Source organism: Legionellales bacterium, assembly GCA_026125385.1.
GTDB lineage: Bacteria > Pseudomonadota > Gammaproteobacteria > JAHCLG01 > JAHCLG01 > JAHCLG01.
Map to the genome: position 1 here is coordinate 1 of JAHCLG010000033.1, position 25141 is coordinate 25141.

Genomic DNA, 25141 nt, shown 5'->3' on the forward strand with positions numbered 1-25141 from the left:
GAGAAGGAAAAGTACTAGCTAAATCCCCACACATTGAAATAAGAGTATCAATTTCTGAAGACAAAAAATTGCTTTTTTCGCAACTCGTTATATAATCCAATAACGAACATAAAAGATCTGAGTTGACTTGTGCACTTGGATCTTTATTATACTGGCTAATTGATTCTCGTAATAAATTTATTAAGTTACTTCTAACTATTTTATTATTAAGCGCAGCAGAAAAACCTCTTATACTAGAACTCAGCAGTCCATTCTTTTGCTGATGAATCTGGCATAAAAATAAGAATAGCATTTTTGAATTATTTTCTACACCCCCCAAAGCATTTATCATGTTAACCAAATTGACGTTATTAAAATCATCAATAATTTTTTCCATCGACTTATAAAAATAACCATTCCTTTGAATTAACCTATCAGTAGAAGTTGATCCGAAGATTTCAATTAAATATCGACGAATATTATAAAAGGCATCTACGATTTCCTGTATATTTTCATGGTGAGGACTTTCATGGCTTTTGATTATGCTTATCTTTTGCGGAATTGCTGTATTAACTAAATAGTATAAACGTATCTCTACACCTTGCGAACTTGTCAAGAGCTGAGATTTTAAAGATTCCCTTTCACTTTCTCGGGAGTTACAATTAATTTTGTATATTAGACTCGAAAAAAGTGTTAAATTATCTTCAGTAAGCTCACAATCTTTAAAAGAATTTATAACTTCTAATAGCATTTTAGGCAATTCATTTAAAATAGATTCATCGCGATTATATTGAAAGACAAGACTCGACAGATATAATCCAAGTGCTGTATGCGATTTTTTTTCCAAAATTAATTTTAACAATTCCGATTGGACATAACTAATATTTGCAGGGGAACCGACAAGATACCTTGTTAATTGAGTTTTCAGTTTATCTAATTCAGTAAGAGCATCACCATTTGAAATTGAAGATATGATACTTTGAAAACAATCCTGTTCTCGGGGAGTTGATGCGCAATCTTGACCATGTCTTGGTTTTAAGGCTTTATATACATCCGTATAGTATTCTTCTGAGGTATCAATTTCTGATAAGAATTTAAGTATATTCTCCAATATGTTAGTAAAATTACCAACAGTGCTAATTTTGTTTGCTTCAAGCGCTTCCTCTAATTCAGCTTTTTTATTAAAGATAATCAATTTGATATCTTTAACTGAAACAAAACCACCCTGATTCGTTTGTTTTTGGATAATTTGTGAATAAATATCTAAAGCTATTGTGTATTTTATTGCAAGATCACCACCCTTATCCTTAAAATACTGACTATTACTACTAAGTTGTTCAAAACTATTACTATCTAAATTGTTTAGATTATATTCTTTCTTTAGATCCAGTATGTTTTTAAATTTAGAATAAGATTGGAGTTTTATTCTAATTTGACCTATTAACTCGTCGGTCTGCGTTTCTAAAGCAGCCACTAGATTAATCCTCACCTGCCCTATATTTTCATGCGCCAATGAAGTTGATATTAAACCTAAGCAGCATTTCATGTAGTTTATAAGCTTAATTTTAATTGTACTAGGATGAGCAGTAAATATCTGTTGAAAAAAAGAGCTAATTACAGAAGAGTTAAATTGTTGACGTTGTTCCTCGCTTGCATGATTAAATAGCCATCTTAACTGACGAGAATTAACTTTTTCAACCAGTTTATTAATAATGTCGCTATATGTATTATCATTCGCACATAATAGCTCATCTTGAAGGTTTTTCAATTCTGATGAAGCGATACTGCATTCTATATCTTTCAGAATACTTTCTAGACTACTAATACATGTTTTCCCTTGGCCAGTTGGATTAGCATCACAAAATGCTATAACTCGCTCACCTGATAAAACATTTTCCATTGTATTAATGGCTGGAGTAGATGATTGAACCGTTAATCTTTCCGTAATATCTGTAGAGTTATTAGTTTCTGTAGGTTTATTGATTGACTGATTCTTAGTTAATATATTTAAAACCGTTTCAGCAATGCGCTTTAATTCTAGTGACAACTTATTTTTTACTATAAACTCAAACATTTCCCGATTTTTCTTAAGTAATTCCTCCGGTAAAATTAAACTAATTTTGGAAGAATTTCTCAGCAACTTTAATAAACTTTGTATTTGCGTGATAGCTACAGAATCTTCCACAGAAGGTTGTTGCAAGAAAATATAAACTTGAGCTAAACAATTGAAAAATTGAATAGAAGGTTCTAAATTCTTGAATAAGACATTAAAATTTTCATACTCCTGAAGCTTTTCATATAAGCCACTCTTTCTCATATTTTCAACATTAATGAGGTTAAAATTTTTATTCAAATTCTTTGTTATCGCGGCACTTAATTTATTTGATAAATCAGTTCTATCTATCAGAAATTTCGCACTTTGAGCTACATTGCCATTTTCGTTTAAAAGTTTACGAAGGAAGCTTATCTCGTCAGCAGAAAATGAAGTCTCTTTACACGCCCCCTGCTCAAAATTAAGTGATTGAATTTTCTTGTATAATTCTTCGCTGAAATTACTTAATGCTACCCACCTCTCATTGGGAATTTTTTTCAATATAGCTAAATCATTTTCGTCAAACTGCAAAAGCGCGAAACCGCTGTCTAACATCCTTGCGGTGTATTCCAAAATCGTTAGTTGACGAGTAGCTTCTTCAAAATATCCTTTTTCAATTAATTTTAATGTGATTGCTTCACGAGAACCGTTAGACTCTAAGGCTGATTCCGCCATACAAATTAACGCACCAAGATTTGAATCTACTGTTGAATCTTGATTTTTTGGCGCTCCATTTAATATTATTATTAGACTTTCCCATTTTTGATCTTGCTTTGTTTGATCTTGCTTTGTTTGATCTTGCGTTGAGTGAGCTAATTTAGATAACTTTTCGAGCATTGAGTCTTTATCATTATTTCTAGGAGGAGTTAATAAATAATCCTCGAATGTCAGCAAGACTTCATCAAACAAGCTAAACTTTTTTTGTAAATTTAAAGCACAATGCGCTTCGTATTGAATAGGACGATCTAAACTTAACCAATCTGTCAAAGAGGTTGTTAAACCTTCTATTTTTGCTAAACGCTCAATTAAATTTAAACGCATGGGTGGTGCATTTTTCAAATGATGGACGCCATGACGAAAATATTGACATACTATCATTTTGATTCGATGAGGTAATAACGATTGATAGTCAGCCTCAGTACCATAATATTTAATCGCTAAATAACGCATCACAAAAAAGTCGGCGTGACATTTTCGCTTATGACTGTCAAAATTATTCTTGGCATTTAATTCTTTACTACCAGTAAATATATAAGATTTTGTATATAATTCGCTGAAAAATACATGTTGATTCAGGCTTGACAATTTATCGGTTATAATAACTGTAAGCAAATTAGTTTTTCTATTTTCATTTTTACTAGCTTCCAAGCTAATTAAGCGTCTTAAGCCACTGAATGCATTATCATAATAATGCACTGATGGTGGACGGGTTATTGAACCGTTAATATAGAGTTCTAGTTGTCGAATTTCAGCGAAAAAAGTTCCTAAAACTATATTCAAACGATTAAAAATATCTTTTGGGAATGTGGCCTCAGGTTTTTTTATATATGATATCAGTTTATCAACATTCGATTCAAAGTCATTTTTATTACACGAAGAATTTGGATTACCAAATATTGATCTTGATTCGGAAAAGCTCAGTTGTAAATTTAATTCATTGATGATAAAAGATGATTCAACAGCATCACTTAATGACGTTTTAAGCTGCTTCTTCGCTTTTTCTGTTAGGCGGTGTTGCGCCATCTTCTGAGGTGATGTTTCATGCTGCTTCATCATCTTGAGTGATGCTTCAGGTATAAGTTGTGATAGAAGTTGCCCCAATCTTGTTGTTTGATTAGTTGTTTGATTAGAGCACTGAAGGCAATAAGCAGAAAATAACTTAATTTTTTTTATGGAAGCAGCATCAATAATTTGTCTTACCTTAGCGTTTGGAGAGATTGTAGTAATTGTCCTTTTATTGCATAAAGATTTTTCAACATTGGTAATTATATGTTTAAACACTGTAGCTAAATTAATAGCGCTTTCACTCATAATAACTTTTGTAGCTCCTGTAGAAACTTCCGTCCCTTTACTCATTTCGCAAGCAACGATTTTAGGCGTTACTTTATATAATAGCTTTTCTATAAAATCTTGTGCAAACTCCTCCGCATTCATGAAAGAGAATAAATAATCAAATAATTTAATATCAAATAACTTCGATAGTTCTTCGTTCCACTGATTCTCAAAAGCTAAATTAAGTAAATTATCAATAAGTCGGTCCTGCACTTCATCTTTTGTAATAATTTCAGATATGTCTGATACAATATAAAGTTCACTACGATCTAAACATTCTTTATAAGACTTAAACAACGCTTCGCGTTCCTGAATACTCATAGAACTATTAAGCATCGAATCCCAAATGCGTTGGTGAGCAGCCTCTCGCAAACTTTCTTTATTAGCACTATTTTTCAATATACACAAAAGAACATCTTCTTCTACAGATAAATCTTCAGTTGGAGATAGAATTATATTTTTCAATTTTTCATTATAATTATCTGACAAGCTCCTCAGAAAATTAGTTAATATTTCATCCGAACTAGGCTTATTTATATGGTCAACAATAACTGATAAGATGTCGTTTTCATCTAAATAGTTTTCTATTGATGGACTTATACTATCACTTATTCCTCTAACTAAACCGTACTTTTCTTGATTGCACCATACTTCAATAACTTTCTTAATATAGCCTTTAAGTTCATTCATCTTTTGGCTGTTTAAGAATTTTGAAAGAGTTTGGCCGTGATTCTTTAATAAAGCAACTAAATTTAAAATATCATTTTCATTAATTAATTTAATTAGCTGGGATTGAATGCTGATTCCTAAAGCATTATCTCTAGCTTCTATTTGGTCTGTAAATTGCAAGAAAATTTTATTGTTCTGAGCTAACGCATCAATATATTTTTCCAGAAAAGAATTATTTAATAATTTTTCGACCTCATTTTCATTAATAAATTTTGCAAGATGGTTATTCAATAATTCAATATTTTGAACATCATTATCTAAAAATAGATTATTTAAATCTAAAGAGGTGTCAACGTTATCTGAATTAAGTTGTCTCTCAAATCCTTCAATAGAATTAAACCATTTATCTAATTTATCATCACCATACTTACTTTTGAATTGAACAAATAATCCATTCTTCCCACCTTTATGAAAATATAATCTTTGTATTGTCTTATAGAAATTAGCTTTACTAGTTTCATCATTATAACCAAAGACTAACTCTAAATTTTCTGCAGGGCTAATATCACGTTTATTTTCATTAGAGAGTGACGATAGTATGTTTTTACCTGACTGTTGAGAGTTAAGAATAAGTTTATCCGCTATGAAATCAGCAGCAGGAGCATTTTGGGAAGATTCATTTAAAAGAGCCCTATTTGATGCTTGAAGATCTTCAATAGCTTTTTTGACAATTTTATATAACTGACTTCCTTGAGAGAAAAATCCCCCTTCTGGATTCAAAAGCCAATATTCGTCTTCAATAGATTTTTTAATTTGATCTAATACATTTAATATGGTAAATCGTGCTTGCGTATTCCCATTAAGAACTTCTACGTATAAATGCATCAGCAAATCGGAATCAAAATTGCGTTTTTTATTAGGACGAAATCTTGAGTTATTCATTTTGATATAACTGAAAATTTCATCAAGATGACTAAGTAATATTGTTTCGTCAGCTTCATATGAGTTTTTCCTATTACCATTGATTTTTCCAATTCTGTTGGCATTAGCTAGGATTAATTTTTTTATTTGATCTTTTTGGCTATTATCTCCGCTTTCTCCTATGCCAAATGTCTTCTTATTACTTTTAGAATTGTCACTACTCTTTTTGTAAGCATCTAGATATAAACTACCAATCTGACTAAATCTTTTCCCTGCAAGTAGCTTTTCTAATAAATCTTGTAATTTAGTAATTGAATCATCTTCATACGCATCAATTAAATTGTTATAAAGCGATTTTAAAATTTTTAGATTTAATTGCGGTTCCGCAGCTTTATCTTGAGATTTTAATGAGTCTTCTAATTTTCCTACTAATAATAATAGCTCTTGATTTATTGAGTCTTCTGAGTCTTCTGAGTCTTCTGATTCTTCTGATTCTTCTGATTTTTGTAATGAAGTTATATAGCTTTTTAAGTCATTTATTATTTTTTGAAGACATTCTCTATCATTATCGTCAAGAGTTACTTCAAAATATATTTGTTCAAGAGTATCGTCACTAATTTCAGAGAATAAATCAGCCCAAGCATGAAAAAATAAGTTTCTATTTGACCGAATACCTTTTGGACTAGCAGGTGAATCACTTAAAAAGGAAAATAATTTCGGAGATGATGATGATGATGATAACGAAACTGGACTATTCTGAACGCTTAACGAGTTACTATCGCTTATTGTTGGGCTATCATCATTTTTGCTTGGGCTACTATTGGATGAACTCACTCTAGTGCTAGGAGGTGGACTGAAGATTTGAAGAGCTGACTTAGGGCTTTCTTTTTGGAATGAATCATCTCTATCTGCTTCGACTAAAGTTAAGGCGTTTAAATTTTGATGAGCGTCATCCGGGATCACAAGTGGAAGTGGACGACGATAAGAAGAAAATGCAGGTTGTGCTGTTGTTTGATATTCAATAAAATTAAAATTCTCAATCCACTCTGGGGTTAAAATATCAGCATTCTCAGGAAGCTCTTGTGTTACTTTCCACGCTAAGAAACGAGTAAGTGCGACTCTAAGAGCGAATGAGTTATTTTTCGAGCCTTTGAGTGCTAATCCAGAAATAAACGCTTTAATTAATTCTATTTGAAAATATTCTAAAGATTCTAAGGATGTATTATTATCTATTGCCTGATTATTTTTTGCCAATTCTTCTAATTTATTTTGCAATACTTTTAATAATTCTTCACATGAGCTAAGATGCTGTACCGTGATTATTCCTAACTGCAGAAACACTGAGCAAGCAATAACCCAATCGCCGCAACTCCAGCTATCATGAATCAACATATCGTTACTTCTTGATTGCCCACCTTTAATATAAGGATCCCATGTGATGGTCTCTCCTAGCGAAAATTTTAACCCTTCATTTACAGCAATTTTCGGCGAGGAATTATTTTCATTAGCTGGTGAATCCGCTACTGATTGCGCTGGATGTAAAGTGTTAGTGTTAGCAGTATCAGTGGCAATAGGGGTTTCATCGTCGCAAATTACTTCACGAATGTGTAATACCCAATGATCATTTTTCCAACGAGGCAACACTAAATAATTACAATTACTCTGTTTGCCGAGATTGAATTTAGTTACCACAAAGCTTAAATCTCTATTATCTAGTAACGAAGACGAATGTGGAAAAATAACAAGACCTTGAGCAAGTACTGGTTCTCCATTAGTTATTAAGTTTTTATTAGATATTAAGTTTTTATCTGTAATAAACCCTCTGATTAAGTAATCCAAATCATAATCGTGTGTCCACTCATGATGTCTATTATTTAATTCATTTTGTAAAGTAATAAGTTTTACTCGTTCTAGATTTGGATCTGCCGAGGAGGCCATTAGAGAATAAAGCGATCTATTACTCAACTGACTATGAATAGCCTTAACATCTGTTTCTTGTTGTGAGGAATGAGAAGAATTTATTGTATTATTTCCACCATTACTATCACCGTTAGGCATACTCCACCCCTCTCATCTGAATAGCCAATCGTTTTACGTCAATGAATAAATATCGAATAGGTAACGCCATGCAAGAAGTTAAAAATGGCATTAATTGATTTTGCGCGCGCATTAGCAGAAGGAGCATTGTGAAGGCTCGCTTGGATGATATTTCCTTATTTCTGATCTGGAACATATCGACACTCCTGCTAACTGATGTTGTGTTGGTCCTGGTGACCAGTCTACTTACGCGATGAGTGCTCCTTGCGATTTTTAGCTTGGGGGATTTTTTCGTTTTTCTCACAAGCTAAAGCTGGTATCTCTACCATAAAATATACGCTTAAAAGCTTAAGGTTGTGAGACAATTGCTCTGGACAAGTAAAAATTTTGATAGTTTATAGGTTTTCTTGTCTTATTTAGGCAGGGGTTGGAACGCAAATGCTTGGAACGGAGTGTAGCCTGGAATGGAGCGAACCGTAGCCTGGAACGGAGCGCAGCGGAGATCCAGGATCAACTTCGTTTACATTTTATTTTTCGATGTGGAGGGGTGGATTTTATTCAATTTGGGGATCGTTTTTTTGGAGATTCTGATCCTGGATCTCCGCTGCGCTCCGTTCCAGGCTACGGCTTGCTCCGTTGCAGGCTATGGATCTAGGTTAACTCGCGGTGTAGGTAATGCGGTAGACTACTCCGGCGTAATCGTCTGAGACGAGTAAGGCGCCATCGGGTAGGGTTAATATATCCACCGGTCTGCCCCATACGGTTTGGCCTTGTAGCCAGCCGGTGGCAAAATTTTCTTTGGCGACGACTTTATCGCCGTCAATTTTTAACATCACCACTTGATAGCCCACTTTTTGGCTGCGATTCCATGAACCGTGTTCGGCCACGAATAATTGATGGTGATACGATGTTGGAAATAAATTTCCACGGTAAAATTCAATGCCTAACGGGGCTGAATGTGCTTGGATATCGTAGGTGGTGGGTGTTATGCCGTCTGGGGAATGTTTTTCATAATTGGGGTAGGGATGATTATTATCGTAAAAATACGGAAAACCAAAATCCATACCGGCGTGTGGGGCGCGGTTGATTTCTTCGGGAGGAATATTATCGCCTAACATGTCTTGGCCATTGTCGGAAAACCACAAAACATTCGTCTCGGGTTGCCAATCAAATCCCATGGAATTGCGGATGCCTTTGGCGAAAATCTCGGCATCGTTGCCATTAGGTGATAAACGCATGATGGTGCCAAAACGATCGTCTTTGCCGCGATAATCACAGGTATTACACGGCATGCCGATGCTAATATACAATTTGCCCTCGGGGCCGAAGTGGATGACGCGATTGCCATGCCAATCTTTGTCTGGCAAGTGATCGTAAACGGTTTTAGGTTTTGGAGGATGCTCTAAATGTTCAGTAATATTATCAAATCGCAGAATACGTTGAGTTTCAGCGACGTATAAATTATCGTCCAACACCGCAACACCATTCGGCGCACGCAGTTTTTCGGCAATGACTAAGGTTTTTTTAGCTTGAGTGAATTGTTGATTTGGAATAAGGGCGTAAACTTTTCCGACACCGGTAGTGCCCACAAATACCACGCCATTTTTTCCCAACGCCATATAACGAGCACCGGGTACGGTGGCATAAACGCTGATGGTAAAACCGGGTGGCAACTGAATTTTATTTAACGGTAATGCTGATGCGTATGCTTGAAATGCAGTGCTTAATCCATAGCAGATTGTTAGTAGGGAAAAAATAATTTTTTTCACGGGGTGTTCCTTAACATTGCTTGAAGTGGCGCATTATTTAATTGGGCGATTATAGTCTAATTAAATAAACGATGTCTAATCTTACACTTATCGGCAAGAGTTCTTGGCGAAACTACTCTACCCAAAGTTGCTAGGCGACAAATAACTCTTCGAGTTAGCTTGAACAGAATTTTTGCGAGTGCTAAACCAGCTTCAGTAAAATTATAAAATAGTTCACGAAGTATAGTTTAAAATAACATTAATTAAAATTTTTGATGCTTTTTCTGCAGAAACTGTTATATCTTTTTTAGTGATTGGTTCGGACATGTTATTACTTACACCACGAATAACCATACAGGGGGTTTTAAATAACCAGCAAACCTGCATAAGCGATGCGCCCTCCATTTCGATGACATCAAAACCATCTTCACGCAATAAACTAACTTGCGATGGTGGATTAGGGAGTGCATCACTAGTTGCAATTTTACCCAACACTATTCTTGAAAAATCTTTATTATTTGACTGAGTCAGTTGATTGATTAATTTAACCAGCTTGTCACTTAAATTAAATGTGATCGGTAACGTTGCATTTATTTGCGGGTTATATAATCCTCCATCAAATTTAAATTGAGGACCATTTTTTGTGAGCTCTCCCATGTCCACATTAGCCACCTTTTTTCCAACAATGACGTCAAATTTTTTTAAATAAGGACTGATACTTCCCGATGATCCAGCCATTAAAATTAAATCTGGATGAAAATCTCTAATTAAACGGGTGGCAACTATTGCAGAATTGACTTTACCTAACCCACAATTAACGAATACAATATTTTTATGATTGATTGTTCCTATATGATAAGTTATACCATTAATATTTAAATTTTTTTCATGGGAAATATTTTTTTTCAGGAAGAGGCTTTCTTCTGGTAGTGGGATAATAATTCCAAATAGCGGATGATTTACTTGATTATTTTCTATGGCATAAGCTGATAAAGAAAAAAATAATGCAATGGTTAAAGTAAATATAATTCTTAATCCATTATTTAATGTCTTATTGAATTTTCCCATCGTTGATACCTCTAAATAGTCTAAGATTGAACTGCTTATGTTGTAGATATTGTCCTAATAAATTACTACTAGTTACCTAAACATTAGGTCGTACGATTTGAATTGTTATGAGCTTTGATTTTTTTCGTCATTCAATAATTCTCTTACAGTAAAACATTAAATTATCTTCCTTTATGTAGATATAAATTTCTGATTAGAAATAAGGTATCTCTAAGCAATGGAGAGTAAATAAAGCGGTATAAAATCTAAACTTAATGGTTAGAATTACGTCTTAAAAGCCCTGAGAAATATTATTGCGCTATCTGAGACTTGTCAAGATTGAAAACCGAACCCTTTGACATAGTCCTGTCCACACATTAAATACCTTAGAACTTATCACAAATCAAAATTCGTCTCCTTTTTGCCGACAAATGCCTATTTTATGTGTTGGTCGTCTAGAATTAGGAGTGATTTTACGCTATGTTAAACATTCGGTAACTTTTTTAGAAATAATCGCTGTATCAACCTCAATTTAAATAACCTATTTTTGCGGTGTAATGCCTTGCTAAGGAAAGCAAACATGTGGATCGCCTTATGAAACGGAATTATTTGCTGGGCAATATAACCCTGCTGGTTATTAATTATTATTTACCTAATTATATTATTATCCCCAGTCTTCCGAATATTAAGAGCGAATTTTTAGTTTCTCCGTTTGCTGCTCAACTGGTATTAAACGCCTATTTTTTTGGGATATTATTAGCTTTTATCTTCTCGCCTGTTTTACGAAAACATATGGATAAACGCGGCATTGCTATTTTAGGTGCTGTTTGCTTTACTGCTTTTTCGCTGCTCAGTACACTAACAACAAATTTCACTCTATTGATTACCGCCCGTGTACTACAAGCAGTGGGTTGTGGTTTACCTCAATCGATTATTTATTCACTTATCTATGAGCATACCCACGCAGAAAAACATTTATCCAGTTATAGTTATTTAACGAGTTTATCCATAATCTCTCCCGTCATTGCGCCACTGCTAGGAGGTATGCTCATTTTATATAATTGGCGTGCTAATTTTGTCATGCTGTTTTTTCTGGGGTTATTGAGTATCGCTTGTGCCCTGAAATTACCGGCGGATCATCTTACAAAAAACCAAACACTGACCCTATTTCAAACTTATAAACAATTATTTTCAACGACACGTCTACGACTTTTATTATTCATCCTGGGTTTCTTATCCTCTTCACTATCATTATTTGTGGTGTGTGGTTCTTATTTAATGCATTATGTTTTGAATTATAGCAATGCAGAATTAGGTCTTGCCTTTGCCATCATTTCATTAGGCAATGTCATCGGAATTTTTAATGGCAAATGGATCGCCATTAAAAAAAATAGCATGTATGCAATAAAAATTGGCTTAGCGTGTAGCCTCTTCTCCAGCATCAGTGTTTTTATTTATAGTTTCTATGCCAGCAATCCCTATGTAGTGATGGGAGGCTTAATTTTTTATATGTTTGGTTATGGCATGACGGTTGCGAATGCCATAAATTTAACGATGTCCACTGGACAATTAAATATTAATACTACCTCATCGATTATTTCACTGGTGAGAACCAGTTTTACTGCTTTGAGCGGTATATTATTTAGCATGCTCGCTATTAATAGCGTTTTCTTGTTTAGTCTTGCTTTATTATTTATTTCCTTAGCCAGTATTATTCTACTTATTTTATTGAATTCCCGATACGTTACTCGCGGAGAAAAAAATAATGTTAAATGATAATACTCGTATTGAAGAAGTGTTTATAAGGGTCAGCCAACAATTTAAAGATAAAACTATTTTGCAAGTTGAATCTGAGGATGATAAACGTAGCTGGACTTATCAAGAACTTTTAACGGATTGTTTGCTGGCAAAAGAACGATTAGTGCACGCAGGTATCAAGCCAGGCGATCGTTGTATTATTTTAGGTGAAACTCATCCTCACACGATTATTGCTTTTTTGTCTGTGTTAATGATAAAAGCAACGGCTGTATTAATTGATCCATCACTACCCGCAAAAGATACTATAGAGTTAATTACAAGAATTGACGCTCGCGCTATTTTAACCACGCAAAAACTACTATCAAAGCTCACCCATGAAATAAGCAGTGATATTGCGGTGCTTGATCTTGATCAGCAACTGCAAGATTTTGCGCATTTCTCAAGCAAGGTCAATCCCAACAAACCCACGACTCAAGACTGCGACCAAGACGTTGCCTTTATTTTATTTTCTTCTGGCACCACAGGGCAATATAAGGGTGTTTTAATCACGCACAGTGCTATTTTGAATAATATGGCGGATTCTAAAAAGGTTTTTAACTATGACCATAAACTCACCGCGATAACATTTTTACCCTTGTTTCATATATTTTGTTTAGGCAATTGGGTTATACCAAGTCTTCTGAATGTGATAAAAAACACATTAATCCCGCGCTTTGATCCCAGCACATTAACAAGTCTATTAGAACAGATCCGTCCTAGCATGATAATTGTTGTGCCACGATTTTTAAGTTTATTTCACCGCAAGATTATGAGTCAAATAGAAAAAAAATCATATTTTACTCGTAAAATATTTTTTACTTTATTAGCGATAAATAAATTTACGCTTAAATATTTTAAACTGAATTTAGGAAGGATTTTTTTTAATGCTATTCATCAAAGTTTTGGCGGAAAAATAACAATACTTTTATGTGGTGGTGCTAAGTTAGACGATACAATTTTTAGTGATTTTTGCGCCATGGGATTACCTCTATACAATGGCTATGGATTAACAGAAACGTGTGGTGGCATATTTGTTAATGATCAATGGCATAAGGGCAACAATTATATTGGACGCCCATTTTATACAACTGAATGGCGTATCCTCACCACCTCAGAAGAGGGTTCGGTTGGCGAATTAGCTATTCGATCGCCTTGTTTATTTAAAGGATATTTTAGAGATGAAAAAGCCACACAAGAAGCCTTCGAAGAGGGTTGGTTCAAAACCGGCGATCTGGCATTCAATGATGCTAAAAATTGTTTACATATTTCGGGCCGCATAAAAGAAATTATTGTTACCGCCAGCGGAAAAAAAATATCACCAACACACGTTGAACATTATTTTAACGGCATACCCCTAGTTAATGAATTAGCGATTGTTGGCATTGCTGAACCAAATTCCTTTGGTGAAACAATTCACCTGGCTGTTGTGATTGAAAATTCAGGTGCTTTAGCAGCGGTAAAGCCACAAATTGAATCTGAGATACTAGCGCGAAATAATATCTTACCCTCACATTTTCGTGTGCAGAAAATACATTTTGTTAACCACATTCCCAAAACTTCTACCCAAAAAATCCGACGACATGAATTGAGAAAACAATTATTAGCACAATCTCACTTAAATACAGCAGAACAAAATTATGAATTATCGCCAGAACTTCAAGTTATCGTATCAACACTCACTAAAAAACTGGCTGAACTCACAGGTAATCCAAAAAGTGAGATGGCTATTGATAGACCTTTAATAGAATTGGGTATTGATTCATTAATTGCGATGGAGCTGGTTTCCTTTATTAATGAAAAATTTTCTCAAGTGATAACGATGAGTGAATTAATTCAACTTCCTCATTTACTGGCGCTCGCTGAAGGATTAAATCACCAGCAGTTTTCATCCAATGCTCTTAACACAGTGACACATAAAATAGATCTTGAAAAAATTACCTCTAAACGCTCGCGTCTTGCTTGGTATAGTCTTCGCGTCTTTCATTCATTTTCAAAATGCGTCTGGAAAATGAAATTGTTGGGGCAAGAAAATATTCCTAAAACGCCTTTTATTATTTGCGCAAATCATGTATCCCATCTTGATCCCTATTGGCTTCTAAGTGCATTGGATCAACCCACTTTTGAGTTGGTGCATGTTCTTGCTAAAAAAGAGCATTGGGATCATTTCCTAACTCGTTATGCTGCGCAATTATTAGGAGGAATTGCAGTTGATCGCGATGGAGACTCCGATACGGCCTATTACATTTCGCGAGAGCTTATCAAACGAGGTAATATTATGCTTATTTTTCCTGAAGGCACGCGCAGCAAAACAGGAAAATTAGGGCGATTAAAAAAAGGGGTTGCTAAGTTAGCGATTGAGACGCAAACCCCATTGTTACCGATAACTATCCATGGCGGTTTTGAAATTTTCCCACCGCATAAAAAAATGCCGCGATTACTACGAGATATTTATGGTAATAAATTTAATTTAACGCTGCAAATACACAAGCCTATTTTTCCCCACACTACCCATCTAGATGCCAGTTCATTAGCAATTATTTCTGAACAATTGCAGTGGGTATTAAATGATTCGACGGATAGTTCTGCCCAAAACAATATTCAAGAAATTTAAATGCGGCATGCTATTCAAACTAAACAAGCAATTAAAAGCCATCATCCATCACCAACAAAAACTTGCATTTGTGCAACTTTAGTGTTACATTTAACTATGAAAGCATATTTAGACTACGTTGCCTATGATGGCGAAGCTTATACGATTGAATGGTATTACAATGCGAACGAAAAAAGTTCAGCATTTGATTATTTTAATCAGCTTGATCAACAAGAAAAAATATCCGTGTTAAAATTATTCAAACGTATGGGAGATTCTGGTGTGATTAATAATGTCACCAAATTTCGTAATGAAGGTGATCAAATATTTGCTTTTAAGCCACAACCCGATCGTTTTTTGTGTTTCTTTTTTGAAGGGCAAAAAATTATTATTACGAATGCATTTAGAAAAAAACAAGATAAGTTACCTAAACTAGAAAAAGAGCGCGCACTTAACGCTAAAAATGATTATACAGTTAGAGTAAAACGAGGTGATTATTATGAGTAAACGATCAACCTTTGACCGTGAAATGAGCAACCCTAATTTTAAGAAAGAATTTAATCGAGAATATAAAACTTTCTTACTTTCTGAAATTATTTGTGCCTTTATGCAGGGTGATGAACATTCTGTACGCTCCCTTGCAAAAGAAGTTGGGTTATCACCTACAGTGATCCAAAATTTACGCAGTGGGAAACAAGAAGACATCAAATTAAGTAACTTCATTAACATTTCGCGAGCTTGCGGATATAAGATCACGCTTGATAATGGAGATGATACTATTTCACTATAGGGCGTGTTGACAATTCGCTATGCTGAGACGTAGCTTGTTGATTTTTGAGCACTAGCGCGCAGTTTACACGAAGTAAATGAGCAGCGGAGCACAAAAAATCAACGAGATAGGCCAGCAGAGTAGAATTGTCAACACGCCCTAGTAGAGCGGTAAAAATAATCTTGAGCTACCCCAACAATACCCAACTACCATCCTGATGTTTACAAGCCGTGCCTGTGAAACTAGATTTATTAGGAATAAATGCCACGATAGTGTATTTGCGGCACGACATGTTTGGGTTTTCGACATAGTCACCGGCGGTCGCTGTGAATTGAAAATGGGTATTACTATTTTGCCAGCTAAAGGTTTGCGTGGGTTGTGCTGCGGATAAAAATTGATTTAAACGCAGGTTATCGACTAAATCCATGCCTTTGCCGAGCGAGCCATTCACAAAATCGCCACTTTTAATTTCATCGCCCACAATCACGATCGTACGTCCCCATTTTACGCCATCGGGGCTGGTAGCCGTTGGTTGTTGTGCGTTTGGTTGCGAAGAAGAATTAGTGTTATCATCCCCACTCAAATCCACCAAGGCAAATGCGGGTTGGATTATAAAAAACATGAGTAACGCTAACATTAATTTATACATGGTGCCCATCCTATGACCTGGTTAAGTATTCATTTTAACACAACCGATCAACATGCCGAACATTTGAGTGATGCCTTGAGTTTTGCAGGAGCTAAAGCTGTCACGCTGCAAGACGCGGCCGATCAGCCGTTGTTAGAGCCTAATCCTAAACAAACACCGTTATGGCATCAAGTCGAAGTCATCGGTTTATTTGATGCCACAGAAAATCCTGAAATGATTTTAACTACCTTAAGATTATTTGTGGATGAAACCCTGGTAAAAAATTATTGGTTACATTATATCGCCGAAGAAGATTGGGTCACTAAAACTCAGCAAGATTTTAAACCAATTAAAATTCCACCGTTGTGTATTTGTCCTAATTGGGTGGATATTAACGAACCGGATTGTATCACGGTAAAAATTAATCCTGGTTTAGCGTTTGGTACTGGAACTCATCCCACCACGGCATTATGTCTCAACTGGCTTAGTCAACAATCTCTTCAGCAACACACTGTGGTGGATTTCGGCTGTGGTTCGGGAATTTTGAGTTTAGCCGCACTGGCTTTGGGTGCAGAGACTGTTTATGCGATTGATCACGATGAACAAGCCTTGATCGCTACCCAAAATAATTATGAATTAAATCAGTTTCACGGTCACTTAACGCTGCTGATGCCCGAAGATATACCCGAAATAACAGCTGATATTCTAATCGCGAATATTGTCTTAAAACCGCTGATTGAGTTACGCGATATTTTTCTATCGTTATTAGCCCCGCATGGAAAAATCGTCTTATCGGGCATTTTAGCGTCGCAACTGCCGGAATTACTTCAGCACTATCAAGCGTATTTTTCTGCATATACGTTGCAACAGCAAGAAGAGTGGCTTTTGATCGAGGCTGTATTAAATAGATAGTATTTTGCGTAAAATTTACTTTATAAAAGCGTTTGCGACGTTAAAATCGGCTAATTATTTTCTCAATAGCGAACTTCTTACCCGTGATTTGGGGAAATACGCACTTGAGTACAGTTTGAGCAATGGTATAATGATTGTTCGTACGGTAAATAAAATCCGTTACAAGATTGCTAATTTAAGTAACGATAGGAAAGAGTAACCACGAACTTAAGCTTACCCCTTCTTTAATTTTAAGACCGGGAAACGATGTTCAGATTTGCAGGTTTCGCACACGCTCTGGGTAAACTTCGCTAATCAACCGCTTGATTCCTATTTCTACAAGAGTCAATTGAATCGCCCGTAATAACACTAGGAAATGAGTTCAACAATTAACAGAAAAGGATATTGAACATGAGCATCGAAACTGTAGATTCAATCATAACCAGCACAGCCTCCCCTTCCACCTCAACCACTAGTTTGCGTTTACGTGATACGGTGAAACAAACCATTGAACGCTACTTCGCGCAACTGGGTTCTGCTAAACCTGCCAATATTTATGAAATGGTAATTTCAGAAGTTGAAACCCCTTTACTCGAAGCCATTCTAAAATATACCCGAGGCAATCAAAGTCGCGCGGCCAAAATTTTAGGAATTAGTCGTGGAACTTTGCGTAAAAAGCTCAAAATTTATGGCTTAGACGAGTAGAATAGCGCTCTGATCCAAGCCGTTTAAGACATTAACCCTGGCAACACATTAAACGCGCACTGCGTAGTCTGGATCGCAGCGCAGCGTAGATCCAGGATCGGAATATTAAAAAAAACTCTGACCCTGGATCTTTGCTGCGCTGCGATTAATTAAAAAACTGGCATGCACAGCAGAAATATACGATAATTAAAGATTATTAGGGCAAACGGAATTGAGTGCTCAATTAAATCAAGGAGTTTTCTCATGCGTAAACAGTTTTTTTCTTTGCTATTCATTTTAGCGGCTATTTTTTCCCCATCGGCATTCAGTAAAACCCCCGATACTAACTCGCGTTTAGCACAACATTTAACACCCTATCTTCACGCCATGAATTCTCAAGCTGAAGTATCACTGGCGTATAAATATATTGGTGCGGATGGCGCAGCGTTGATTGCGAAAAATTTAGAAAATAATTTAAATCTTATCAGCTTGGATTTAAGCCGAAATAACCTCGGCGATGATGGTGCAATCGCCATTGCTAATGCTTTAATTCACAATACCACTTTAAAGAAATTAAATTTGCAAGATAATAATATTACTGATAAAGGCATGCAAATACTGGCAGATGCACTGGCTAAAAATAAAAATTTACGCGAAATCAATATCAGCTACAATAAAATTGGCAATCTTGGCGCGATTGCATTAGCCAAAGCGCTAGAACAAAATTCCACCCTCACAAATTTAAATTTGAGTTTTTGTCAGATTAGCAATCCCGGTTCCACTGCTTTGGCCATGGCTTTAACGACGAATACCAGTTTACAAACATTAAATTTAAGTAGTAATACCTGGCGGAAAAATTCCACGCTTGATAATAATCGTGGCATCACAACACTCGCTCAATCGTTACCAAAAAATACCAGCTTAAAATCTCTGGATTTGAGTAATAATAATTTAAACGGAGAAAGCGTCAGTGCGTTGGCGGAAGCGCTTCATCATAATAGTGCATTGCAAACACTTAATTTAAATAATAATCAAATTAATGCCGATGCTATCACCGATTTAGCCAAATCACTGGCGCAAAATAAAACTCTAAACAGCTTAAATTTAGGATTTAATCCTAATTTAAACGAAGAGGCCATTCAACAATTAGCTCAAGCACTTCGCACTAATCGAAGTTTACAACAATTAAATTTAAGTGGCGATCACATTACCGATGAAGGAGCAACTCAACTCGCTGAAGCCATCAAAGAAAATGCCGTATTAACCACACTAAATTTAAGCGGCAATGCTATTGGCGATGAGGGAGCACATGCGCTAGCTTCTGCACTTACTCAACAAAACACTCTCACTGCCATTGATTTAAGTAGCAATAATATTGGTCAACACGGTGCTAATGCTATTGCCAAAGCATTAGAAAATAATACAACATTAACTTCATTAGAATTAAGCTTTAATCAAATTGATAACGCCGGCGCTGAAAATCTCACGACAGCATTGAGTAAAAATCAAACTCTTAATACGTTAAATATTTGGAGCAATCCCGTTAATATGCAACAAGCACAAGAATTAAAAGACGCCTTAGAAAAAAATCGCAATAATTTATAGGGCGTGTTGACAATTCGCGATGCGAAGACCTAGCTTGTTGTTTTTTTATGCTCTGCAGCGCAGCACAAAAAAATCAACGAGCTTACCGCCAGCAAAGTAAAATTGTCAAAAGGCCCTAATATTCGCTAAGATCGATTTTTTTTATCTTACACGGTAATAAGAATGAATATTTTAATTATAGGTCAGGGTGGACGTGAACACGCGTTAGCATTTACAGTGGCAAAATCTCCTTATGTTCAACGTATCTTTGTTGCCCCTGGCAATGCAGGATGTGAACTTGAAAATAAAGTTTCTAATATTAATATTCCAGTGGAGAATATTCCTGCACTCATTCAATTTGCTCAATCTCATGCTATCGATCTCACCATTGTAGGGCCAGAAGCACCATTGTGTGCGGGAATTGTCGATGATTTTCAAGCACATCATTTAGCCTGTTTTGGCCCTAGTCGTTTGGCCGCACGTTTGGAAGGCTCTAAAGTGTTTAGTAAGGAATTTATGTTACGCCATCATATTCCTACTGCACGATTTGGATCGTTTGATAACATTGCTGCGGCTGAAAAATTCATTCAAGAACATAACGTACCTTTAGTATTAAAAGTTGATGGACTTGCTGCCGGCAAAGGAGTCGTCATCGCTCACACTAAACAAGAAGCCTATAATACCCTTGATAATATGTTTAATGAGCAACCGTTTGGTGATGCCGGAACAAAAATTATTATCGAAGAATTTCTCCGCGGTCAAGAAGTGAGTTTTATGGTAGTAAGTGATGGCCGTTTTGTCTGCCCTCTTGCTACCGCACAAGATCATAAAACCATTTTTGATGACGATAAAGGTGCCAATACCGGTGGCATGGGCGCCTACTCCCCTGCCCCCATGATTACCGCAGCACTGCAACAAGAAATTATGGAAACGATTGTTTATCCAACCATTCGCGGCATGCAAGCTGAAGGTAATCCTTATATTGGAATTTTATATTGTGGCTTGATGATCGATGAAACCCAAGGCCCTGTTGTTTTAGAATATAATTGTCGTTTTGGCGATCCTGAAGCACAAGTGATATTGCCACGCTTAAAATCGGATTTTGTTGCCTTGTGCCAAGCGGCTTTGCAAGGTGAATTAAACAATCATACCTTAACCTGGGATCCCAATTCCTGCCTAGGAGTTGTCCTCGCCGCCAAAGGTTATCCAGGAGATTATACTAAAGGGCAAGTTATCAGCGGTTGGCAACAACCCCTGCATAATGGAAAAATTTTTCATGCCGCCACTCAATTAGTCGATCAACAACTCGTCAGCAACGGTGGACGGGTTTTATGCGTCAGTGGTTTTGGTGAAACACTAGCACAGGCTAAAACAGCGACTTATTCATTGCTCAATTATTTAAATGCCGAAGCCTTTCATTACCGTCGCGATATTGGCGATAAAGGAATATAATAGCTCGGTTTTTTCGATATTATTGGGCAGTAATTATGGAACACCACGAAACTTCCAGCACTTGGCTTCGCCATCATCCGGCAACAGATGAGGCCGAATTTGATTTTGCTTATTATCGCCCCTTAACCTTCAGTGCCAAACAAGGCATTAATCCCCTGGTCACTGCTGCAAATCCCTTATTAAGTTTAGCAAGTCAACTGCACTTACAAACCCACTATCACGACATTCATCAATTACATGCGGATTTAGTTCATGAAATTCGTGCTTTTTCCACACGCGCCAAACAACTGAATATTAAAAGTGAAACCATTCAAGTCGCACGTTATGTTATTTGCGCGCTCTTTGACGAAATTATTTTACAATCTGCTTGGGGAAATGAAACACTATGGGGAAAATATCGTTTATTAGCTACGTTTAAACACGATGCAGAAGCCGATGAACGGTTTTACACCATTTTAAATCGTTTGTGCCAAGATGCCGTCATCTATATTGATATTATCGAATTAATGTATTTAAGTCTGAGCGTGGGTTTTTTTGGTAAATACCGTTTTGCCGAACAAGGTGTAGCAAAACGCAGCGAATTAATGGATAAACTCTATCATCTAATTCGTATGCAACGCGGTGAATTTAGCCAAAATCTCTCACTTCCTCCACCAGCACAACATTGCTTAAAACAACGCAAACCTTTTTCTCCTTTACGCAATTTACTGATCACGGCTAGTTTATTAATAATCTTGTGTGTAGGTTTTAATGTGATGATTCAAGTCAGCAGCGCCCCTCTTCAACAACATCTACAGCAAATCATAAACAGGAATACGCTATGAATAATCATGCGCGAGTTGAGTGGATAATGGCGTTTTGCATAGCGTTAGGTGGAAGCCTTTTAATTTGGTTAGCCAGTCCATTTTTTATTATTAACCATCAGGCTATATTGCTTAATTTAAGTAATCGAGTTTTAGCAATTATCATTTTTAATTTATTATTCGCGGTATTTTTTTTATATCGGCATTTGTACAAATCAGCTCAGCTTGTAAACACGCCTACTAACAATCAAGTTTCAAGCATTGTTCAGCTGTTTAAACTGGCCAAACATTATTTACAGCGATCAAAACGCTGGTGGCAATTTTTTTATAATCCAGCAGTAATGCGTTCGACGTTTTTAATGATAGGCGCAAATGATGAAAACAACCAAAATTTATTACAACAAGAATTTGCACATGTGAGTGCATTACAATATCCACCATTACAACATCATCAAGCTTGTACCTGGTGGTTTAATACTCAGAGCATATTACTCAGCATTAGCAGTCAGTCGTTACAATTAACGAAAAAAAATCAGTTAGCAAATACCATTTGGCAAACAACCCTGCAACAGCTCAAAAAATTAAAACATTCGCAACCTTGCCAAGGCTTGTTGATTGTGGTGGATCTGCAAGAATTATTGCTGGCTAACGATGAACGCCGTCAACAATTAATCCTAAGTTTGCAACAACATATTCATTTACTAAATCAATACCAACATTCAAGTTACCCAGTTTATTTTATGATTAATCAATTCGATGTCTTAGCAGGCTTTATCGAATTTTTCGGCGATCACAGCAGGGAAGAACGTCAGCAAATTTGGGGATTGCATTGCGATCCAGCACGTTTAACTCAACATAATTTTTCTCGTTATCTCCAAGACGAATTTCACAAACTCATAAAAAAATTAAATGATCGTTTAATTTGGCGCCTGCATCAAGAAAGAGATTTACACAAACGCTGTTTAATTAAAGATTTTCCTTTGCAAGTTGAAAGTCTTGAAGAATTGATCGTTGATTTTACTCAGCGTCTCTTCAGTGAATGTTTATTAACGCAAAAGGTTGCGCTGCAAGGGATTTATTTCATGAGTTCCCATAACTCAGGCCAAGTCATTGATCGCTTGTATGAACCTTTAAGCAAAGCGTTTGCTTTAGCGCCTCGGCAATTAATCACTCATCATAACGAAAGTAAACCCTATTTTTCACATCGTTTATTTCATGAAACGATTTTTCCACAGCGCGTGAATTTTTCTTCACAATTTGCTGTGAGGGATTGGCTAGACTGGCGGAGAGTGAGTGCTTATGCGCTGTCAACCTGTGCGATGATAACCTTGGCTTGGTATTGTGCTAAAGGTTTAAGCATCACAACTCAAAGCGTTAATCAAGCGCAAACTCATTTACAACAATTTGATGAGCTCTCTCAAAAATCCTCTAGCGATTTAAACCAAAGTTTAAATGCGTTAAATGCCATCACCCAAGTTATCCAACAGTTAAATAATTCCACCTATTCTCATTTTGGTAAAACTCGTTTAACCAGCTTGCAACAACAAGCTCAAAAAATTTATCAGCTCACGTTAATTAATCAACTGTTGCCAAATTTGCGTTTACTGGCTCATCAACAGTTATTTAGCGTAGATGTGCGTAATCCGCAATTGATTTATCAACAATTGGCTATTTATTTGATGTTAAATAATTCTAAGTATTATTCAGCTCAAGCCATACTAAATTGGTTAAACCCACAATTAACTGCTCAAGGTATTTCTGTAGTTAATATCGATAACTATATTAATCAATTAGCTCAACTTTCATTTTCAAATCCATCGCTAGACAAACATCTCGTTGATACCGGTCAAAAACTTCTCAATCAACTGACTTATCCGCAACGGTGTTTACTTATTTTAACACAGCGTGTTCAAGGTAAACCGTTAAGCTTATTGTCTGAACATCAAGATTTATTCATTACTCCTTATGCGCAAATTCCATTTATTTACACACGCTTGGGTTATGAAAAATTAATGCAAAAAGATTTTCAAGCGGCTGCTAAAGAGGCATTAAGTGGTAATTGGGTATTGGGAGAAAATCCAAACGATACTATTAGTCCCGATCAATATCAGCTCGTTGCCAAAGACGCGCAGCGTTTTTATCAACAATTATATATTTCTCTCTGGCAGCATGTGATTTATGGCACGGAGCTTAAACCCGTATTAACTTTATCACAAGCAATTAACGCCGCGAAAGCACTCAGCGATACACAGTCGGGTTTTCAACAAGTCATTAAAATCATCAACGATAATACTCAAGTTTTACTAAATGATAAAAATCTTGATGCGACATTTGCAGATAATTTACAACAATTATTGAATTTTTCACACAGCCCTGCGGCACAGCAGTTAACAAATAATTTACACACCGTGGTTAACGAGTTACAAAAAATTACTGTAAGTCCACAACCTCCAGTACTCAGTTATGCGTTAGTTAAAAATCGTTTTTTAACGAATGGCAACGATCCCTTGCACGATTTAGCGATTGAAGAAAAACAATTGCCACAACCGATTGCTGCGTGGGTACAACAAATTCGCAGTATGACTTGGCATTTATTAGTCGCAGAGGCGCATGATTATATTAATCAACAATGGCAAAAATCCATTGTGAGGTTTTATCAGCAAAATTTATATGATCGTTATCCTTTAGCGATTAATGCCGAGCTCCAAGTATCGTTAAATAACTTTTCCACCTTTTTTAATCCTCATGGGTTATTAGGACAATTTTATTTAGACTATTTAGCGCCTTTTATTAATACTTCTGGCAAAGAATGGGAGTTAGTCACCCTTGATGGCGATACGATTGGGATTGATAAATCTAATTTATTACAATTGCAACTATCGGCCTTTATCGCGCAAATGTTTTTTCCGAATGGCGATACAAGTTTGCATGTCACTTTTGGCTTACAACCGATTGCGATAGAACCAATTGTGAAAAAATTTGAATTTTCATTAGATGGGCAAACATTAAATTATTCCAATCAACAGATCCCCACAGCTAAAAATTTAATTTGGCCGAATGTTGCAACGGATTCACCAGCCGCTATTTTAAAATTTACTGATATTAATGGAAATGTATCTAATAAAAGTTATGATGGCCCGTGGGGTTTTTTTAAATTACTCGCTAACATGAATATTGAAAAAACTGATGACCCAAAACAATTTATCGTCACCTTTGATTTAAATGGCGATTCTGCAAAATATTTACTAACCACGGATAGCGAATTAAATCCTTTTGCCTCTAACGCCTTAGTCATCTTTCGCCTACCCGAAAATTTGTAGGTAGGTAGCGTGGAACGTAGCGTAGGTAGCCTGGAACGGAGCGCAGCGGAGATCCAGGATCGGAGTTTTTTTAATATT

The 25141-nt window shown here is 36.0% G+C and carries 14 protein-coding genes; 10 read left to right on the top strand and 4 right to left on the bottom strand.

All coding sequences use genetic code 11. The features are described from left to right. The 3 genes from KIT27_10680 to mtnN form a co-directional block, all read right to left on the bottom strand. On the bottom strand, window positions 1–7771 hold a 7771-nt coding region (locus KIT27_10680), incomplete at its 3' end, for a hypothetical protein (protein MCW5590108.1). A gap of 635 nt (window positions 7772–8406) precedes the next feature. Beyond that, window positions 8407–9369, bottom strand: coding sequence for a PQQ-dependent sugar dehydrogenase (locus KIT27_10685; protein ID MCW5590109.1), 963 nt, complete (start codon window positions 9367–9369; stop codon window positions 8407–8409). 363 nt (window positions 9370–9732) lie between these two features. Continuing rightward, complete coding sequence (gene mtnN / locus KIT27_10690; GenBank protein MCW5590110.1) at window positions 9733–10566, bottom strand: 5'-methylthioadenosine/S-adenosylhomocysteine nucleosidase; 834 nt, start codon at window positions 10564–10566, stop codon at window positions 9733–9735. A gap of 573 nt (window positions 10567–11139) precedes the next feature. Here mtnN and KIT27_10695 point away from each other — a divergent pair. From KIT27_10695 to KIT27_10710, 4 genes are all read left to right on the top strand, one after another. Beyond that, a complete protein-coding gene (locus KIT27_10695; GenBank protein MCW5590111.1) occupies window positions 11140–12321 on the top strand; it encodes an MFS transporter in 1182 nt (393 codons plus the stop codon). Beyond that, window positions 12311–14953 carry an AMP-binding protein gene (locus tag KIT27_10700; protein MCW5590112.1) on the top strand — a complete coding sequence of 881 codons (2643 nt, stop codon included), beginning with the start codon at window positions 12311–12313 and terminating at the stop codon, window positions 14951–14953. The genes KIT27_10695 and KIT27_10700 overlap by 11 nt, the downstream gene beginning before the upstream one ends. A gap of 96 nt (window positions 14954–15049) precedes the next feature. Beyond that, window positions 15050–15439, top strand: a complete 390-nt coding sequence (locus tag KIT27_10705; protein MCW5590113.1) for a type II toxin-antitoxin system RelE/ParE family toxin — start codon at window positions 15050–15052, stop codon at window positions 15437–15439. Then, window positions 15432–15722: a hypothetical protein gene (locus tag KIT27_10710; protein MCW5590114.1), complete on the top strand. Its 291-nt coding sequence runs from the start codon at window positions 15432–15434 to the stop codon at window positions 15720–15722. The genes KIT27_10705 and KIT27_10710 overlap by 8 nt, the downstream gene beginning before the upstream one ends. A gap of 166 nt (window positions 15723–15888) precedes the next feature. On the opposite strand, the gene KIT27_10715 is transcribed toward KIT27_10710, so the two are convergent. Then, on the bottom strand, window positions 15889–16350 hold the full coding sequence (locus KIT27_10715; GenBank protein ID MCW5590115.1) for a hypothetical protein: 462 nt from the start codon (window positions 16348–16350) through the stop codon (window positions 15889–15891). A 12-nt stretch (window positions 16351–16362) separates the two neighbouring features. Here KIT27_10715 and prmA point away from each other — a divergent pair, with 12 nt between their 5' ends. The 6 genes from prmA (at window position 16363) to KIT27_10745 (ending at window position 25063) form a co-directional block, all read left to right on the top strand. After that, a complete protein-coding gene (prmA, locus tag KIT27_10720; GenBank protein MCW5590116.1) occupies window positions 16363–17241 on the top strand; it encodes a 50S ribosomal protein L11 methyltransferase in 879 nt (292 codons plus the stop codon). A 390-nt stretch (window positions 17242–17631) separates the two neighbouring features. Beyond that, the gene (fis, locus tag KIT27_10725) at window positions 17632–17925 is read left to right on the top strand and encodes a DNA-binding transcriptional regulator Fis (protein ID MCW5590117.1); all 294 of its coding nucleotides are present in this window, start codon (window positions 17632–17634) and stop codon (window positions 17923–17925) included. Between the two features lie 243 nt (window positions 17926–18168). After that, window positions 18169–19509 carry a hypothetical protein gene (locus KIT27_10730; protein MCW5590118.1) on the top strand — a complete coding sequence of 447 codons (1341 nt, stop codon included), beginning with the start codon at window positions 18169–18171 and terminating at the stop codon, window positions 19507–19509. 162 nt (window positions 19510–19671) lie between these two features. After that, entirely contained in the window at window positions 19672–20940 is a 1269-nt protein-coding gene (purD, locus tag KIT27_10735; GenBank protein MCW5590119.1) for a phosphoribosylamine--glycine ligase, read from the top strand. 35 nt (window positions 20941–20975) lie between these two features. Then, the gene (icmH, locus tag KIT27_10740) at window positions 20976–21764 is read left to right on the top strand and encodes a type IVB secretion system protein IcmH/DotU (protein MCW5590120.1); all 789 of its coding nucleotides are present in this window, start codon (window positions 20976–20978) and stop codon (window positions 21762–21764) included. Continuing rightward, on the top strand, window positions 21761–25063 hold the full coding sequence (locus tag KIT27_10745) for a hypothetical protein (protein MCW5590121.1): 3303 nt from the start codon (window positions 21761–21763) through the stop codon (window positions 25061–25063). The genes icmH and KIT27_10745 overlap by 4 nt, the downstream gene beginning before the upstream one ends. Window positions 25064–25141: the final 78 nt, after the last annotated feature.